Raw genomic sequence first — 19,909 nt, 5'->3', positions numbered from 1 at the left:
TTATAAGGACACACAGATAAATCCTTATCCCACATTAACGGGAGATAGGACTTCTATCTCAGTATTATAGCTGAATAAAGAGTGATGATGGAAGAGTAACTCCCTGTAAAAGCCCGATTGATGTAGGCTAATAATTAGTGAGGGTAAATCCTCTCATTGATTAAAGTTTCAAGTTATCTTTTATATAAACCATCCCCCAAGGAGGAAAATAAACATGCGAAAAAAAGTGAGAAAATCCTTTAAACAATTATTAATAGAAAATAAACAATCCCTACTAACTAATAAAGAGAATATGAAAGAAATTGAAGAACGGATTGAGAAACGACATGTAGCATATAGTGCTGCTAGCAATTGATAATTTTGTTTATGAAAAAAGCTTGTAGTTTGGATATTATCCGAACTACAAGCTTTTTCTTTTTTGATTAACGCCACCAAATCCAAGTCCAAAAGTAATTTCGTATATTTCGAGGAGTAATGCGTATGAAACGTTCACCGTCAAAGAAACAATTTAAATTTGGAAGTGTTTCATCTGGATTTTCTGGAATGAAGGTGACGATGTTTTCGTTACTTGTAATGGTTACTGTGATTGGTGGATCGGTAGGAGAGACTTGAAGTTGTAAAGAAACGTTTGCCTTGTTTTTAAATTCATTATTAATAGGTGGACTTATCACTTGTACTGTGAATAACACGATAATTGTTTCGTTCGGTTCCAAATTAGTAGCGACTAGGAAACCGATATTCGGATTCGCTAGTGGAGAGCGTTCCCCATTAATGAAGACCGTACCGTTCATAAATTGTAAACCTGCTGGAATGGTGTCTTGTAATGAAATATTTGAAAGTGAAATCTCGGAAGTATTCGTAATACGCACTGTATAATCAAAATATTGGTTTAAATAAGCTGAGCTAACGGAAGCGTTTTTAAGCACAGTTGCAGTTATAAATTGAACTGGTATGCGAACAATGTTCGAATTAACGATGAAAGTAATAATCGGATCCTGTGGTGTCAATTGGAAAGCAGCTGTAACTGTTGCGGAATTGATAATTGTACTGTTTGAAGGGATAGAAGTTACGAGAACTTTAAATGTTATAGTTGCTACTCCATCTGCCGATAAGGAACCAATGTTAATACCAGTGTCTGGTCGAATATTTGGAACCGGAGTACCGTTAATTGTTACACTGTTTTCTATAAATGTTGTACCAGCTGGAATCATATCTAAAACGGAAGTACTTACTGTAGGAATTGGGGAATGATTAAATACCTCTAATGTGAATGTAATAATATCTCCTATAACGACAGAAGATTTGTCAGCGTTTTTCTCAATGCGCACCATTGGATCAACGATCGTTGTTGTAACGGTATTTGTTTGCTGTGTAATTGTAATAGGTGGTTCATTCGGATCAATGGTAACAGTATAGGAAACAGAAGCGTCGTTATTGATAGCAGTTTGAAGAGTCGAAGAAGATATTGTTACTTGGAACGTAATGACAACAGATTCATTAGGAGCAAGGTTTCCTAATGGAATACCATTTTCAGGATTCGCATTAGGCTGATTGATCCCGTTAATCGTAACACTGCCAGTAATGAAAATTGTATCTACTGGTACGGTGTCTATGGCAAGAAGGTCTTCAATCGTTACATTACCGCTATTAGTAATTGTAATTGTATACGTTAAAGTTTGACTAGGTAATGCATTCGTGGCATTAACAGATTTTATGGCAACGACATTATCATTTTGGACAGTTGTTGTGACAGTATTTGTTGTAGTCGTATTTGTAACAGGTAAGTTATTTGGATTGACTATATAGTTAAAAGTAGTAATTGCTTTGTTGTTGAGTTCATTTGGTGTTGGAATAGAAGTTACAGTTACTTGGAATGAAGCGATGGCATCTCCACCTACAATTATAGTACCAATTGGTATGCCGCTTACTGGATTAACTCCCGGAACAGTTTCTCCGTTTACAATGACACTATTTTCTATAAACGTAGTACCTTGAGGAATAATATCTTGAATGACTACATCATCTGCTGAAACATTACCAGTTTGATTTAGTGTAATCGTATACGTTAACGTATCACCGACCGTTGCAAATGCAAGGTCAACAGTTTTATTGCTATTTAAATTCGCGTGATGAATTTCTGTTACGGCAGCTGATGAAATAATAGTTGCGGTAATAGGTGGCCTATCTGGTACCGTGTATTCATATTCAATTGTACTCGTGTTAGAGATTGGATTTGTTTGCGGAATGGAAGTAACCCGGACTTGGAATAGAATAGTTGCTGTCGTATTAGGCGGAATGTTATCAATTTGTATACCGCTAAGTGGATTGTCATTTGGACGAGCGGTGCCATTCACAATAACACTGTTCTCTATAAAGCTCGTATTTGCTGGGATGATATCAGTAACGATAATGTTTTCTACTTGTATATTCCCATTGTTTGTGATGGAAATTGTGTAAGGGATGATAGTTTGTAGGTCAGCATATTGGATAGGCGTTGTTTTTGTTGCAATTACATTAGCAGAAATAACTTCAGTGAAGGTAATATTACTAGTCGATATTTGTTCTTCACCATTAATTGTATAACGAGAAGTGGATTGATTTTGAATACGACCGCTAGCTGGAAGAGCTAATACAGTAACGGAAAACGTGACTGGGATAGAAACGTTAGGTGCAATCGTTCCTACAAGTATACCAGTACTTGGATTCGCGTTAAGCTGAGGAATATTATTTACTAAAACGCTACCGTCTATAAAGGTTGTTCCATCAGGTATGTTGTCTGTAAATACAACAGCAGTAGCATCTGTATTTCCTATATTCGTTAAAGTTGTTGTATAAGTTAAAATGTCGCCAATCGTTACAGAAGTCGAATTAACAGTTTTCAGTGAAACGATATCGGCATCATTAATTTGGACGAAAGTAGTATTGGAAGTAGTAGATTTTTGAATTGGTGCAAAGTCAGGATTGAAAATAAAGTCGTAGACGATGTTTGCAGTATTAGGCGTTGGATTTAAAGCTGGTAAATTCGTAACGGAAACTTGGAACGTTATTGTTGTCGATTGACCTGACGCAATATTAGGAATGAAAAAGCCGATATTCGGATCTGCTGCAGGAAGTACAGTGTTGTTAACTGTTGCACTTCCCGGAATAAATACTGTTCCATCTTCTATAGTATCTGTAAAAAAGATGGAGTTAGTTGTAGTAGATCCGTTATTTTGAATGAATACTGTATATTCAATGGTGTCATCAATGTTAGCTAATACTTTATTAGCAGATTTTGTAGCGATAAGAATAGCATCAATAAATTGTATATTTGTAGTATTGGAAGAGGTCGTTTCTGAAATTGGTGGTGCGCTTGGTTCCGGTTGATATTCATAGTGTATAACAGCGATATTATTAATAGTATTTTGTGCAGGTATAGAGACTACATTTACTTGGAACGTAACAATAATCGTATTATTTGGAAGGATAATACCAAGATTGATACCGGTAATTGGATTTTCGTTAGGTCTTGGTATGCCATCTACAAGGATGCTATTTGGAACGAATGTGGTGCCAGCAGCAATTGCGTCAATTAGGAGAGTATTTGTAATAGGTACTGTACCAGCGTTTGTAACGGCGACTGTATATGTGATGATTTGACCGATGCGTGTAATGGATCTATTGGCGGATTTAATTGCACTAACATTTGCCGTCCGCACTTCCGTGTTTACTGCATTTGATAACGATCTACGCTGAATAATCGGAGAGCTAGGGTCAATTTGGTATTCGTACGAAGTGTCTGAAATATTAATGACTGTATTGCCGGACGGTATATTTGTAAGTTGTACTTGGAATGAAATAGTGACTGTTTCATTTGGTTGTATCGTGCTGAGAGTTACTCCGTTTTCAGGATTCGCGCCAGGCTGAATCACATTATTTATTGATAAGCTATCTTCAATGAATATAGTACCTTCTGGAATGTTATCAATAAACACGGTATTGTTAGCTGGAATGGTTCCTATATTTTGTAGTGTATTTGTGTAGGTAATAATTTGCCCAATTGATACGAAAGTTACATCCGCGCTTTTAACAGAAATAATATTTGCATTTTGAAGTGATGTTGTAACAATGTTAGAATTTGCAGAGCGATTCACCGGTGGAGCTGTAGGAATACTTACATATTGGTAATTTGCAGAAGATTGATTTACAATTTCGGTTTCAGTAGGTGGATTGTTTGTTTGCACTTGAAATAGTATCGTTTTGGAACTGTTTGCTGGAATTGTTCCAAGTGGTATTCCGTTTTCTGGATTTACACCTGGCTGCAGGACACCGTTAATTGTGACACTATCGGAAACGAATGTAGTCCCAGCTGGAATAGAATCTGTAAAAATAATATTTATTGCGTCAACATTGCCGATATTTTTCACTTCAGAAATATAAAGTATAGTTCCGCCAATATCTACAGTTATTGGATTGGATGTTTTTGTAATTGTCAATTGTGCTTGCACGAAATTTGTAATGACAATATTACTTGTAGATGTTTCAGTAATAGGCGGCTGGCTTGGATCTGGTTGAATTGAATATGTTGTATTGGATTGATTTGTAATCGATTGTTGCGAGAATGAATCGTTAATAAGAATTTGAAACGAAATAAGGTGAGTAGCGTTTGCTACTAGGTTAGGCAAAGCAACCCCTACATTTGGATTTGCACCAAGTATAGCTGTTCCATTAAGTGTAAAACTATTTTCTACGAATGTAGTCCCTTCTGGAAGTGTATCTGAAAATATGAGATTAGTAGCTGGAATATTTCCGGTATTTTCTAGCGTTATCGTATAGGTCAAAATGTCACCGGTTGTTGCTTGTTGTGCATTGACAGCTTTTAAAGAAAGAACATTCGTATCCGAAATTTGTGTGAAAGCTGGATTAGACGTAATTGTTCGAGAGATGATAGGAGAGGTTGGATCGGCGATAAAAGTATAGTCAATACGGGCTATATTAGAAATTGGATTTACGTTTGGAATGGATTGAACGATAACCTGGAATGTGACGGTGACGATTTCTGACGGCGCAACGGAGTTTAATGGTATTCCTACGTTTGGATCGGCACCTGGAACTGAAACGCCATTAATGGTCACGCTATTCGGAATAAATGCAGTTCCTTCTGGGACCAAATCTGTTAAAGTAACTGTATTTGCAGTAGTATTTCCGTTATTTTGAACGACTACTGTGTAAGTGATTGTACCGTCGGTAGATTGTACGAGAGAATCTGTATTTTTAATTGCGGATAACGATGCATCAACGACAGCTGTATTAACCGTATTAGATGAGGATGTTGCTGTAACTGGAGGTTGATTTGGATCGACAATATACGTGTAACTTGTAATGGCTTGATTTATAATCGTCCCTTGCGGTGGAATAGAACTTGCAAGAAATTGGAACGTAATAGTAGCAGAATCACCTGGTGCGATAATACCAACTGGAATACCGAGAGTGGGACTTGCGTCTGGAAGTGAAATCCCGTTGAGTGTAACACTATTTGGAACGAATAATGCCCCTTCAGGAACTCCGTTAATGAGTAATACAGAATTTGCAGGGAAGTTTCCGGTATTCGTTAATGTTGCTGTATACGTAATTATATCTCCGATAGATACGATCGCTCGATTTGCTTCTAAAACAGTAGTAACGGTAGCGTTATTAATTTGTGTTGAAGCGCCATTAGAATTTATTGTGCTTGTAACAGGAGGAGCTGCCGGGTCAACAATAAACGCGTATTGAATAGATGCTACGTTTGTAATTGGGTTTGAAGGTGGAGTAGATGTAACTATGACTTGAAAAGTAACAGTTAAGGTACTACCCGCGCTAACGGTTCCGATATTAACTCCGTTATTTGGATTTGCCCCTGGAATGATACTTCCATTTACAGCAAAACTATTTTCAACAAAGGTCGTTCCAGCTGGAATAAGATCTGAGAAATTTAAATTCGTAGCGGTTGTATTGCCGCTGTTTTGAATCAAAACTGTATAAGTGATTGTGTCTCCGATATTCGCAAAGGCTGTATTAGCAGTTTTTACAGCTGAAAGTATTGCTGAATTAATAGAAGTAACGAAGACGTTCGTCTCCACATTGCCAGGCTGAGCCTGTAATGAATTGCCTACGTTATATTGGAAGTTAACAAATCCTAAGTTTTGGAGTTCAGGTGTGAAGGTTGTTGGATTGCTTATTATTTGGACTTGGAACATAATTGTTACGATTTGATTTGGAGTTATTGTATTTATGCCAACACCACTAATAATAGAAGCGGATGGTAATGAAGTGCCATCAACAATGACTGATCCTGCAACAAATTGTGTCCATGTCGGTATAGGGTCTGAGAAAACAACGTTGTTAGCAGAGATATTTCCTGTATTCGTAATAGTGGTTGTATACGTAATCGTATCACCGATCGTTGCAAAAGCTTTATCTCCTATTTTAATAGTGTTTAAAATAGCACTTTCAATTTTTGTTGTAATGCTATTAGAAGTAATATTTTTTGAAACTGGAGGATTTGCTGGATTAACGATATGTTGGAAGCTAACGCTAGCTTGGTTGGAAATTGGATTTATAGGCGGAATTTCATTGGCATTAATATGAAATGCTACGATGACAGATTCGTTTGGCGCGATATCACCAATTGGAACACCTGTAATTATATTTGCATTTGGGATGCTAATTCCGTTAAGTGTAAAACTATTAGGTTCAAAGGAAGTTCCGGCTGGAATAAGGTCGGTAAAAATAACATTCGTTGCACTAACATTTCCGCTATTTGTAATTGTAACGGAGTAGACGATATCTTGCCCGATATCTACCGTTTCCGCATTTGAATTTTTTTGTGCAGTAAGGATAGCACTATTAATTTGAGTTGTCGTTGTATTCGATTGATTGGAAGTTGTAATAGGTGACTGGCTAGGATCAACGACATAATGATATGTGGTAGAAGCAAAATTAGAAATTGGATTAAGTGTTGGAAGTGTAGTAACAGTTGCTTGGAATGTGACGATTGCCGCATTACCACCATTAATTGAACCTATATTTACACCAGTAGATAAATCAGCGTTTGGAATGGTTTGCCCATTAACTGTGAAACTGTTTGGAATGAAACTTAAATTGCTATCAAGTATATCGATAACGGTAACATCAGTAGCAGCCACATTCCCGGTATTAGGAAGGTTAAGTGTAAATGTTATTGTATTACCAACATCCGAAAAAGTAAGATTTGCTGTTTTTGTGCTAATAATATTTGCGTTGTTTATTTGAAGAAGTGTAGTGTTGGAGCTAGCTGTATTCGATACCGGCGGATTACCTGAATCAACAGTAAACTCATATGTCGTTGATGCTGTATTCGGTGCTGGATTAATAGGTGGAATGCTGTTCACTGTAACTTGAAAGACGATACTATATATTTCATTTGGTGGAAGTGCTGCAAGTAATACACCTGTATTTGGATCCGCATTAGGTTGTAAAATGCCATCGACAGTTAATGTGTTAGGAATAAATGTGAGTCCACTTGGTAATACATCTGTGAATACAATATTAGTTGCATCCGTATTGCCTACATTGGCAATAGAAGTAGTGTAAAAAGCAGTTTGCCCGACATCTGCAAAGGATACACTTTCATTTTTCGTCATAGATAATATAGCTTCTCTAATTTGTGTTGAAACAGGATTACTAATTGAAGTTTCTGCATCAGGCGGTGAGACTAATTGGTACGATGTCGATGAGAAATTTACAATTGGATTTTCAGTTGGTAATGAGGTCACGTTTACTTGGAAGGAAACATTTACTGTAGACCCAGCTGTTATAGGCCCAATATTTACACCGTTCGTTGGGTTCGCACCACTTTGAGGAATTCCATTGATAGAAAATGTGTTTGCAATAAAAGTAGTTCCGCTCGGCACGGTATCTGTGAATATAACATTTTGTGCGGAGGAATTTCCATTGTTTGTTAAAGTGACAGTATAAGTGAGTGTGTCTCCGATATGGCTAAATGCTTTATCAACTTGCTTTGATGAAAGAATGGTAGCTGTATTAATTGTAGTAAACGTTGTGTTTGAAGTAACATTTCTTGAAACAATTGGTGCATTTGGATCAGCGATAAATGTGTAAGAAGCAGTCGCGGAATTGGCAATAGGATTTTGGGCTGGTGTAGAAGTAGCGGTAACTTGAAATGCAATAGATATTGAGCTGTTAGGAGCAATTGATCCAATCGTTATACCTGTATTAGGATTAAGACCAATTTGTGTGATGCCATCTATTGTAACGCTATCAGTAATAAACGTTGTACCATCTGGAATAAGGTCAGTGAAAGTAATGTTAGTTGCATTTGTATTACCACTATTCTTTAAAATGGTCGTATAGGTAATGGCATCACCTAGTGTTACAAGCGTTTGATCGACTGATTTAATCATCGTTATCATGGCATCTAGTACAGGATTTGTAACAATATTCGTTGAAGTAGAAGTTGTAGTAGGAGTTCCGCTTGGATCAACAGTATAAGAATATAAAATTGTATCGTTACCCATAATCGAGCTTGAAGGGGGCACAGAAATAACATTTACTTGGAAAGTAACGGTTACTGTCGCGCCAGGAGCGATATTTGGTAAATTTACTCCAAGTGCTGGTTGCGCACCAGGTTGCTGAACTCCATTTACTGTAACTGAATTTGGTATGAATGTAGTGCTAGCTGGAATAGCGCTTGTGAATGTTATATTCGTTGCTGCTGTATTCCCTGTATTTGTAATAGTAGTGGTATACGTAATCGTATCTCCAACTGAAACTATAGATTTATCAGCACTTTTTTGGGTTGTTAAAATTGCACTATTAATAGTTGTCGAAACCGCATTAGATACATTCGTTTGTGATACGGCAGGTTGGCTAGGATCGACCACATGTGCAAATTGTACAGAACTAAAATTAGAAATTGGATTTATACTTGGAATGTTTGTAACAAGTACGTTGAGAGTAATAATGGCCGTTCCACCTGGATTTATATTTTCAATCTGTATCCCGCTAGCTGGATTTCCAATTTGCTGTGTACCAGAATCGCTTGTAAGAGTCCCGGAAATAAATGTCGTTCCATCAGGCAAAATATCCGTGAAAATTATATTTTGTGAAGTGACATTTCCAGGGTTATTTAATGTAATTGTATAAGAAATGGTATCGCCGATCTTTGCGAAATTTTTATCCGTAGATTTAACCGCTGCAATTTCCCCGGAATTTATTTGTGTCGAAACAGAATTGGATGTTGTACTTCGTGAAACGAGTGGTAAGTTAGGTCCTGTCATAAATTGATAATTAATAGAAGCACCGTTTACAACCGGTGAGTTTGGTCCCCCAGGCCCAATTGTGAAAATTGGATTTGGAATACTAACTACTTGCACGCGGAAGGTGACGTTTATAAAATCTCCTGCAATAATATCTCCAATTGGTATCCCATTCGCTGGATTTACTCCAGGTAATAAAACCCCACCTACTCGAACGCTATCTTCTATAAATACTGTATTATTTGGAATCGGATCTGTAAAAATGATATTAGTAGCAGTCGTGTTCCCTATATTTTCTAATAAAACAGTATACGTTAAAAATGAATTTCCAGGTGCTACGTCAGAAAAGATACGATCCACACTTTTCGTTGCTTGAATGATTGCTTCATTTATTTGAACTAAGACGGGGTTACTAGTAGCCGTTTCTGTAACAGGCGGCTCGGTAGGATCAATAATAATAGAGTATGTTGTACTAGATTGGTTCATCGTAGGGTTTGAAGCTGGTATTGAACCGACAATAGCTTGGAAGCTGATGGTTGTCGTTCCTCCAACTGGAATTGGGTCTAAAGGAACCCCGTTATCTGGCCTAAATCCGAGTTGTGGGGTGGTATTAATTTGTACGCTATCAGGAACGAATGAAAGTTCAGGTGGTAATATATCGATAAAAACAGGTGTGTTTGCAGTTGTATTTCCGTTATTAGTGAGAGTAGTTGTATACGTAATTGTATCGCCAACAGCAGCAAATGCACTACTCGCAGTTTTTGTTGCGATAACGGAAGCAGTATTTACTTGTGTAAAAGTTTTATTGGATTTAACTGTTCGTGAAACAGGTGGTTCATTAATATCTATAATAAAACTATATTGAAGCGATGATTTATTAGGGATTGGATTAGGATTTGGAAGCGTTGTAATGTTTACTTGAAAGCTGAGTATAACTGATGCATTTGAATTTATGTTACCGATATTGATACCATTTTGTGGATTTGCATTAGGAATGGTTGTTCCATTTACTGTAAAACTATTTGGAATAAACGTTGTGCCATCTGGAATTAAATCTGTAAAAATAACATTGTTTGCGGTAGTGTTACCGGAATTAGTAATGGTGGAAGTGAAAGTAAGTGTATCTCCAATAGTAGCGAATGTTGAATTGACAGTTTTATTTATAGATAGAGTAGCATCAATGATTGGAGTAACTGTTGTGTTTGTAATTGTACTACCAACAGCAGGTGATTGGTTTGGATTCACTGTATATTCATAATTTACAAGGGCGTTATTTGTTAATGTGCCACTAGGCGGTATCGCTAAAATTTGTGCTTGAAAAGAAATAAATACAGTATTACCTGGTGGAATATCTGCTAAGTGAATACCAAGTGATGGATCTAATCCTGGTTGTGGAACATTATTGATAGTTACGGAGTTTTGGATAAATGAAGCTCCTGCGCCAAGTCCATCCGTTAAAACATTTGCACTAGCAGGGATATTACCTGTGTTTGTAACTGCAATCGTATAGGTAACGATATCTCCAATTGCAGCTGTCGGTGTATTCACTGATTTAGTAGCGACGATCGTAGCGTTATTAATTTGAGTTGTTATTACGTTACTTAACGCATTGGCGGATGCTGGAGGTAAGTTAGGATTTACGAAATATTGGTACGTTGTATTACTTTGGTTCGGGATTGGATTTGGATTAGGGATGGAATTTACTATTACTTGAAATGAGATTGTTGTATTTGTATTGGGGTTTATTGGATCAATTGCTACGCCATTTGCTGGATTTATATTAGGGAGTGTAGTACCATTTACTGTTACACTATTTGGAATAAATGAAGTCCCACTTGGAATGGCATCTGTAAATACTATATTTGATGCAAGTGTATTCCCGCTATTTGTTAAAGTAGTCGTGTACGTAATAATATCATTTACGTTAGCAAACTGTTTATCTGCAGATTTTGTAGCGGCAATTGAGGCGTTATTAATAGTTGTCTGTACCGTGTTAGAAGCCACCATCTGCATTACAGCTGGTTTGGATGGATCGTACGTATATTGGAATGTTGTGCTTGATTGATTCGTAATCGGATTTACAGCAGGGATAGTTGGTACAAGAACCTGGAATGCAACGGTTCGTGATGAATTCGCTCCTATCGTACCGATAAAAATACCGTTAGCAGGATTTGCATTTGCTATAGGGACATTGTTAATCGTTACAGTATTAGGAATGAACAGGGTACCCGCTGGAATGATATCTGTAAACGTTACATTAGAAGCAGGGATATTCCCGTTATTTGTTAAAATAGTCGCATATAATATGACATCACCAACATCAGCGAAATTTGTGCTCGTTAGTTTTGTAGCAACAATATTAGCAGTATTAATTTGTGTAGTTACTATATTACTAGTAGCGTTTTTCACAACAACAGGTAAATTTGGATCAGCGATAAAGTTATATTGAAGTGAAGCGCTATTTTGAATTGGATTTGGTGAAGGTAGCCCATTTGCACTTATTTGAAAAACAATCGTTGTAAAACCACCTGCAGGAATGGAGCCGACTTGAAGGCCGGTACTTGGGTCTGCACCTAGCTGTAAAGCGCCACCTATAAAAATACTATTTGGTACGATAGTGGTGCCGGGAGGGATTATATCGGTAACAACAACATTGTTTGCTGTAGTATTCCCAAGGTTAGCTAAGGAAATTGTATATGTGATTGGTTGCCCGACATCGGCAATAGTTAAATCTACCTCTTTGACAATAACTACATTTGCTAAATTAATTTGTGTACTTACAGTATTACTTAAAGATGTTTCTATAATTGGTGGATCACCTGGATTTAGAACGAAACTATACTGTGTACTCGATGAATTAGTTGTTGGATTTTGGGCTGGTAAAGCAGTGACAGTTACTTGATAAGAAACGGTAATTAATCCGCTAGCAGGAATAGAAGGTAACAGGACACCGATATTTGGATCTGCATTGTTTTGCAAAACGCCATTAATAAGAAAAGTATTTGGAATAAAGGTAGTACCATCTGGATTTATATCTATGAAAGTAGGATTATCAGCAGAAACGCTTCCTGCATTCGTTAAAATAACGGTATAAGTTAATATATCTCCAACAGTAGCGAACGCTCGATCCACTGATTTTGCCGAAATTACATTTGCATCATTAACTTGGATAAATGTAGTGTTTGTAGTTGTGTTTGTACTTACAGGAGAAGCGTTTGGATCAACGATAAAGTTATAGGAGATGGAAGCGCTATTCAAAATAGGATTAGGATTTGGAATACTAGTTATTAATATTTGGAATGAAGCTGTAATTGTAGTATTAGCATTGATGCTACCAATATTGATGCTAGCTGGTGTTGCGCCCGGCTGAGTAACACCGTTAACTATAACACTGTTCGGTACAAAGGAAGTGCCATTCGCAATGGAATCGGATAGTAATACATTGTCCGCTGTAACATTTCCAGCGTTTGTAAGAGCAAAGGTGTAAGTTAATACATCTCCAACTTCCGCAAACGTTTGACTTACAGATTTATTAGCATGAAGATTTGCTAGTCTAATTGTTGATGTAACAGAATTAGAATTTGCTGTTTTTGAAGTTGGTGGCAGGCTTGGATTTACAGTGTAAATATAAGAGGAGAAAGCGTTATTAATGATAGGGTTTTGTGCAGTAATGTTAATGACTGTTACTTGGAAGGATAAGGTGAAAGTAGCTCCACCAGGAATTGTGCCGATAGGTAAAGCAACGAGAGAATCTACATTTTGCAAAACGCCGTTGAGCGTTACAGAACCTAATGTTAATATCGTTCCGTTTGGAAGTGGATCTGTTAGTTGAACGTTATTAGCGGGCGTATTTCCACTGTTTGTAATAAGGATTGTATAACTTATCGTTTCGCCAATTGTGGCAAATTGTTTATTTGTAGATTTTGTTAATGATAAATTCGCATTATTAATTTGAGTAGAAACGAGATTAGAAGAAATGTTTTTCGTAACGGGCGATTGGCTAGGGTTGACGGTGTACTGATAAGAAGCGCTTGATCCGTTAGATACGACATTTGACGCGGGTATTGTATTAACTACTACTTGAAATGAAACGTTTTTGGTTGTGCCAGTTGCGATGGATCCTATATTCACACCGTTAGCCGGATTTGCTCCAACTTGTGTCGTACCATCTATTGTTAAACTGTTTAGGACAAAAGTTGTTCCTGTAGGAATGACATCTGTAAAAATAACATTGTTCGCATTCGTATTACCTGTTCCTGTAAAGGCAACAGTGTAAGTCAGTGTATCGCCAATATCTGCATAGTTTTTATCTACTGCTTTTGTCATTGTTACAGTAGCATTATTCACTTGCGTGGAGACAATATTCGTCGTGTCAGTCCCGCTTACTGCCGGCTGGTTTGGTACAGGAATGTATTGATATGTTGTTGTACCACTATTTAATATTGGATTTGTTTGTGGGATAGAAGGAACGAATACTTGAAAGGAAATAGTAGTAGTAGAATTTGCAGCAATAGATCCAATTGATATACCATTAGCGGGATTTGCTCCCCCTTGAGTAACTCCGTTAACAGTTACACTCCCTGGAATGAAAGTAGTCCCGCTAGGAATCGGATCTGTATATATAACATTAGTTGCAGCGATATTTCCTATATTAGCTAAGGCAATACTGTAAGTTAACGTTTCACCAATATCGGTAAAAAGTTTGTTAACTGATTTTGTGCCATTAATATCTGCGAGGTTAATTTGTGTTCCTGCAGAGTTACTTGTTGCAAGACCGTTAAAAGTCGTTCCTCCGGCAATCGGTGTATATTGAAATGTAATATTAGCAGTGTTAGAGATAGGATTTTGACTTGGAAGAGAAACGACAGTCGCTTGGAAAGCTACTGTACGAGAAGAGCCATTATTAATTGTCCCCAGAGATATACCGGCGACCGGATTTGCGTTTGTTTGTGGTACGTTATCTATCGTTACGCTTCCAGGTATAAAGGAAGTACCGTTAGGGAGAACATCTGTAAAAGTAACGTTATTTGCAGGAAGAAGCCCGGTGTTAGGAACAGTAACTGTATAGGTTAGAATATCTCCAATTGTAGCGACACTTTTATTCACGCTTTTAGTTGCTTGTATATTAGGTGAGTTTATATTGATTTGTAAACCGACTGTATTTAACATATATGCATCCCCGTTAGTAGTTAAACGAATTGCGGCAGATACTTGGGAATTTGTTAAATAAGGAGAAATATCAATGGAAGTAATGTCCCATCCTTGTCTTCCAGCGGAGATATTTGTACTTGTAGAGGCACTCTGGTTTCGCGTTCCAAATGTACCAGTTGTATCTAAGTTCCCTGCAGCATTATTAATTTGAGAACCGAAGAAATTATTAACAGCATTATTTGGCCCAGATAATGCATTTAATGAACTGAAATTTGGTCCAAATAAAGCTTGATCCCCAGTTAAATCAGCATCCCCTTCAGTAGAACTTAAAAATAATCTCCCGCTTACAGGTCCCCCGGCAGGTGTTAAAAACCCTGAGACAGATACATCTGCACTACCGGTTTCTACAGAAACACGGTTACCAGCTACGTAAATTGTTAAATTTCTTGCGGGTAATGAACCGTTTTGATAAGCGACAATAAGCGTCCATCCTGCAGAATTAATGGCTCCATTAGAAGCGTCTAAAGGATCTACAAGTCCAGGAACAGAACCTGTTGTATAAGATCCAGATCCAGCAGCTTGAACGAGTGATGTTACATCCGCTGATCGTGTATAAAATCCAAATGTGACAGATCCAGAAACGAATGTTTGATTTGAAGCTGTAACAGCTGAAGGGGTAATCGAGTATGTTGACACAGGTGTTGTAAAAGAAACTGGGTTTCCTAATACACTCGTAATGTTTTGATCACGAGATAAATAGTTTCCACCCCAAACAAGTTCTGCGTAAAGAATAGTGCTACCAGCAGGGATATTTAAAAGAGCGGTAGAACTATTTTGTGTATAGTTTAACGTTGTACCAGCAGGAAAAGTAGGTACTTGTAAAGCAGTATTCGTAGTTACGAATGCACCAATTGCCCCGATTGTACCAGCACGGTTTAGATTACTAATTTTACTTAAGCCTAGTGTATTTCCTGTAATAGCGAGTGCGCCGTTAGTGGTGGTAGAAAATCGATTCGTAATGGGCATGTTGTCACCTCATTTACAATATAGTCTTGGTCAAAATAGGATATGTGTGTGAGTGATAAAGGGAAACATGTACAAGTTGATTCATGCAGAATGGTTCAAACGTCTAAAGAAGGAGATGGGGAATGATTGAAGTGGAGATTAGGGTGGAGCGTCTTAGGAAAGGGAGAATAGAGGATATTGTAGCATTATCTTCTCATATTGGCTGGGATTACAAGAGAGAGGAAATTGAGATGATTTTGAATACGGGTATAGTATATGGTGTAGTAAATGAGAGAGAAGAGCTTATTGCTAGCGCAGCAATTATACTATACGGGGAGAGATTAGCCTCAATTGGAATGGTAATTGTACATCCAGATTATAAAAGAAGAGGGATTGGAAAGATAATAACGGATTTATGTGTTAAAAGCGTATTAACTCAAACCCCCATTATGCTTATTGCCACGGATGAGGGAAAAATTTTATATGAAAAACTAGGATTCAGGGCTGTTAGTTATGTTTCTAAATACATATGTAACTCGTACAATGCGAACTACCATTGTGTAGGAAATGAAGAGTATATTGTGAATTATGAAGAACGTGATTTAGAAGAAATAATACAAATAGATAAAGATGCATTTGGAACAAATAGAGAAGAGTTTTTAAAGTATCGAATTATTCAAATTGAACAATGTATTGTTACAAAGGATGCACAACAAAATGTATTAGGTTACGGTTTAAGTATACAAACGCCAGAAAATAAAATAATAGGACCGGTCGTTGCTAAAAATGATGCGATGGCAATGAGAATGGTACATTATTTAGCAAGAGAGCATCATGGTAAATTAAGAATTGATGTACCAGAAGGAAAGAAAGGTTTCATGAAAGAATTAGAGATTACTGGTTTTCAAAAGGTTAATACCCCACCAATTATGATAAAAAATAGTGATCAATTTTTGAAAAGAAATGGAGAACTATACAGTATTGCAGCGCAAATTTTTGGATAAAAAAGAATCCTTTTGTGAAAAGGATTCTTTTTCGTTAATCACGATATTGGTCGTGAGTTGGCTGAAAGAGATCTTCCTCGATATCTCTCACCATAGAAAAATGATCAACATTATAATGACCGTGTAGAGTTTTATTATGATGACCAATAATTTGCTCTGCAGACAATACGTCAGAATCAGTTGTGGAATGACCATTTTTAATTAATGTAACGTCAAATCCTTGTACAGTAGCTGTTCTAACTGCGGTGTCAATGCAATGTTCTGTTTTACATCCACCTATAACAATATGATTAATTTTTTCTTCTTTTAAAAGTTCAAGTAAAGAAGTGCCATAGAATGAGTTTGTTGCTGCTTTATTAATAAGGATTGCAGACTGAGGTACTTTAATTTGATTATGTACTTCAAATCCTTCTCCGCTACCAGAAGCAACATCGATATCTCTTACGAAAACAGTAAGGGCATTTGCATCTATTGCTTTCTGTACGGCTGTATTTAGTGTAGATAATAGCTCGGTTTTACGAAAAACTTCATTTTCTTGTTCATTTCCATCCATTAATTCTTGCTGAGCATCGATAATTAATAGTGCTTGTTTCATTCGATATCCCCTTTAATATAAAATAAATTCCACTTTACATATTCTTTTATATTGTAAGGAACTCCTCTTTTTTCTAAGAAGTAGACGATAGATTTACAAAGTTGTCAAATAAATTTCATTCTCATAGAGTATAAAAACATGTATGATAAGAAGTGGAGAATTTTTGAGTAGGTGGGAATATCATGCAAACAGTAGAAGATTATCTTTCATTCTTACATACGAAAGGATTTAAATTATCAGAGGAAGCACAAGGATTTATTATGTTCGGACAAGGATATACTGCTGCATCTGATGGGATTGTGAACGTAGCAATAGAAGCGACGATTAAACATCAATTACAGTTTGATGGCAGTTATTTTGTCGCGTTATTAGAACGATTGAAAGAAGAAGAAATTACAGATAAAAAAAGCGCTAAGGCTTTTATGCGGAAGTTACAAGCGTAACTTCACGCAGCCTGCGCTTCTTTTTTTGTTTTGGAAGGTAATTCAACAAAAACCATACCTAGGAAAATACATAGACATCCAATAATAGCAGAAATAGAAAGCTGTTCATTTGCAACTAGAACGCCTGTTAATGCAGCAAAAACGGGCTCCATTGCGAAAATAATTGCTACTCTTGTTGGAGAAGTATGTTTTTGTGCCGATGTTTGAATGAAAAAAGCAATGGATGTCGCAAATAGGGAAGTTAGAAATAGAGCGAATAAAAAGGATTGATTCGTCCATAGTGAAACTGAAAATAATTTTTCCCAATCTTCAAACAAAAAAGCGCAAATAGAAGAAAATATACCGACAGCTAATACTTGAGAGGTGCTTAGTAATAAAGGTGATATTTTCTTAGAAAAGAAACCGTTAACAAGAATATGGGCAGCAAAAGCAACTGCACAACCGAGAACGAGTATATCTCCAATGTTTAATTGAAAAGAATCACCAGCCGTTAATAAGTATAAACCTGCTGTTGCTACAGCAATGCCAAGTACGATGAAAATGGTAGCTTTTTGTTTTAAAAAGATAAAAGACAAAATTGGTACCATAACGATACTAAGCCCTGTTAAGAAACCAGCTTTTGAAGAAGTTGTATAAAGTAAGCCGAATGTTTGTAATACATAGCCAACACATAAAAAGAATCCAACAATCAATCCAGCGAGACTACTCTGTTTTATATCTTGTTTTGAAGCTTTTTTTGAGAAAATCATTTGAACGAATAATAAAATAATTCCAGCGAATAAAAAGCGAATCCCATTAAAAGTAAATGGACCAACGAAAGACATAGCATTTTGGACGACAACAAACGTAGCTCCCCAAATAAAAGAGACAAATAATAAAGCAAGAGGAGCAATCCAATCCTTTTTCACACTCATACCCCCGTTAATTTTGTAAGATAGCTTTCCTAGCCAATTCATCAGCAACTTTATTTTGACTACTTGGAATCCACTTAATAAAAAAGAGATCGAAACTTTTTATGTACTGCAATGCTTCCTCTAATAGTGGTGCAAATATTTTATTTTTTGCGTATTCTTTTTCGACAGCTCGCTCGACAAGCTGCGAATCGGTACGAAAAGAGACAATGTTATAATTATGCTCCGTGCAATATTTTAATGCCGCAAGTAAAGCGTGGTATTCTGCTTCATGATTGGACATTGTCCCAAGGGGCAATGATAACTGTACAGCTGGTTGCACGCCTTTAATAAACACTCCTGCACCAGAAGGACCAGGATTTCCTTTTGATGCACCATCAATATATACTTCAATCAAAATGAGAAACCTCCAAATTATAAGATGATCCCCTACTTATATGTTTCTTTGAAGTAGGGGATAGAGTACTTTAGCCGATTGTAATACTATAACGACATGTAAATGTTTCATTCGCTTGTAAAGATTGAATTCCTTTTTTTTCCTTGAAATCTTTTGCCGGATTTACTTCATCAGCAATACCGTACCAAGGTTCAATACATAAGAAAGGTGCGTTTTCGCCTGGTGTCCATACGCCGACAAATGGGAATCCGTCAAATTCTACTTTTACAAATTTATTATGTTTATGAGAACGAATAGAGATTTCATCCGTATTCATATTTTCAAAAATAAGCGCATCATTTTTGAATAAATCGTATGTAAGTGGTAATTCATTCGTATTTTCAGCAATTAATTGCTTTTTACTTGAAAGATAAGGTCCTTCTAATACGCTTGTTTCTAAGCGTTCAGAACCATTAAATGCTAAATGATAATCAGTAAATGATTCGCCCTCTAATAAGGGGAAGTTGAAACCAGGATGTGCTCCGATTGAGAAGAACATCTCTTTTGAAGCAGGATTATTTACTTCATATGTTACATGGACGATTTGTCCGTCTAGCTCATAAGAAACGAGTAATTCGAATTCGTATGGGTATTTTTTTAATGTTTCTTCATTGCTAGTTACAATATAAGTGATTTTCGTTTCACTTTGTTCTTGTACAGAGAATGTAAGATCACGAGCAAAGCCGTGTTGTGTTAAAGAATACGGTTTACCATCCACGTAGTATGTATTATCTACTAATCGGCCGACAATTGGGAATAAAATTGGTGCGCGGCGCCCCCAATAAGTAGAATCGCCTTGCCACAAGTATTCAGTGTTATCTTCTTTTAAGCGAACGCTTTGTAATTCTGCACCTTTGTCAGAAATGGAAACGATCACTTTTTCATTTTGAATTGTTGCTGTCATGAAGTGAAACCTCCTAAAACTTTCATATGTTTTATTATACGTTTTCTAAAAGAAAAAAGGTAGTTAATGATAGGAATCTATTGACGAGAGAGTGTCTATTGCGTAAAATATAATCTTGTTGCTTAAAAAACGAATAACGTGGTTCGAAACCATCCCACGTAAAAAAACTAAGGAGATTTTGT

8 protein-coding genes and 1 riboswitch are annotated in these 19,909 nt (G+C 36.7%); of the genes, 3 read left to right on the top strand and 5 right to left on the bottom strand.

The features are described from left to right. The first annotated feature begins 214 nt into the window (after positions 1-214). Positions 215-355, top strand: a complete 141-nt coding sequence (locus NSS74_RS15810; protein ID WP_001228051.1) for an FbpB family small basic protein — start codon at positions 215-217, stop codon at positions 353-355. A gap of 67 nt (positions 356-422) precedes the next feature. On the opposite strand, the gene NSS74_RS15805 is transcribed toward NSS74_RS15810, so the two are convergent. Continuing rightward, positions 423-15,455 carry a DUF11 domain-containing protein gene (locus NSS74_RS15805; protein WP_340813947.1) on the bottom strand — a complete coding sequence of 5,011 codons (15,033 nt, stop codon included), beginning with the start codon at positions 15,453-15,455 and terminating at the stop codon, positions 423-425. A gap of 122 nt (positions 15,456-15,577) precedes the next feature. On the opposite strand from NSS74_RS15805, the gene NSS74_RS15800 reads away from it, so the two are divergent. Continuing rightward, on the top strand, positions 15,578-16,438 hold the full coding sequence (locus tag NSS74_RS15800) for a GNAT family N-acetyltransferase (RefSeq protein WP_002141074.1): 861 nt from the start codon (positions 15,578-15,580) through the stop codon (positions 16,436-16,438). A gap of 34 nt (positions 16,439-16,472) precedes the next feature. Here NSS74_RS15800 and NSS74_RS15795 read toward each other — a convergent pair whose 3' ends face one another. After that, positions 16,473-17,033, bottom strand: a complete 561-nt coding sequence (locus tag NSS74_RS15795; protein ID WP_002030879.1) for a cysteine hydrolase family protein — start codon at positions 17,031-17,033, stop codon at positions 16,473-16,475. Positions 17,034-17,215: 182 nt separating this feature from the next. Here NSS74_RS15795 and NSS74_RS15790 point away from each other — a divergent pair, with 182 nt between their 5' ends. Further along, complete coding sequence (locus NSS74_RS15790) at positions 17,216-17,476, top strand: DUF6123 family protein (protein WP_340813942.1); 261 nt, start codon at positions 17,216-17,218, stop codon at positions 17,474-17,476. Between the two features lie 2 nt (positions 17,477-17,478). Here NSS74_RS15790 and NSS74_RS15785 read toward each other — a convergent pair whose 3' ends face one another. From NSS74_RS15785 to NSS74_RS15775, 3 genes are all read right to left on the bottom strand, one after another. Continuing rightward, a complete protein-coding gene (locus NSS74_RS15785; RefSeq protein WP_002141075.1) occupies positions 17,479-18,384 on the bottom strand; it encodes a DMT family transporter in 906 nt (301 codons plus the stop codon). Between the two features lie 13 nt (positions 18,385-18,397). After that, positions 18,398-18,784, bottom strand: coding sequence for a reverse transcriptase-like protein (locus tag NSS74_RS15780; protein WP_002011911.1), 387 nt, complete (start codon positions 18,782-18,784; stop codon positions 18,398-18,400). 70 nt (positions 18,785-18,854) lie between these two features. Next, positions 18,855-19,727 carry an aldose 1-epimerase family protein gene (locus NSS74_RS15775; RefSeq protein ID WP_002141077.1) on the bottom strand — a complete coding sequence of 291 codons (873 nt, stop codon included), beginning with the start codon at positions 19,725-19,727 and terminating at the stop codon, positions 18,855-18,857. A 132-nt stretch (positions 19,728-19,859) separates the two neighbouring features. Next, a riboswitch (PreQ1 riboswitch) is annotated at positions 19,860-19,904 on the top strand. Positions 19,905-19,909 lie beyond the last annotated feature (5 nt).

The sequence above is a fragment of the Bacillus sp. FSL E2-8868 genome (genome assembly GCF_038005505.1).
Classification (GTDB): Bacteria; Bacillota; Bacilli; order Bacillales; family Bacillaceae_G; genus Bacillus_A; species Bacillus_A mycoides.
Note: the sequence above shows the minus strand (reverse complement) of the source record. Positions and strands in the feature narration are given on the sequence as shown.

What these genes read in the sequence shown, in the direction of transcription:
- NSS74_RS15790 (WP_340813942.1), top strand. Translation starts at nt 17,216, where the DNA reads ATGCAAACAGTAGAAGATTATCTTTCATTCTTACATACGAAAGGATTT.
- NSS74_RS15810 (WP_001228051.1), top strand. Translation starts at nt 215, where the DNA reads ATGCGAAAAAAAGTGAGAAAATCCTTTAAACAATTATTAATAGAAAAT.
- NSS74_RS15795 (WP_002030879.1), bottom strand. Translation starts at nt 17,033, where the DNA reads ATGAAACAAGCACTATTAATTATCGATGCTCAGCAAGAATTAATGGAT.
- NSS74_RS15805 (WP_340813947.1), bottom strand. Translation starts at nt 15,455, where the DNA reads ATGCCCATTACGAATCGATTTTCTACCACCACTAACGGCGCACTCGCT.
- NSS74_RS15800 (WP_002141074.1), top strand. Translation starts at nt 15,578, where the DNA reads ATGATTGAAGTGGAGATTAGGGTGGAGCGTCTTAGGAAAGGGAGAATA.
- NSS74_RS15775 (WP_002141077.1), bottom strand. Translation starts at nt 19,727, where the DNA reads ATGACAGCAACAATTCAAAATGAAAAAGTGATCGTTTCCATTTCTGAC.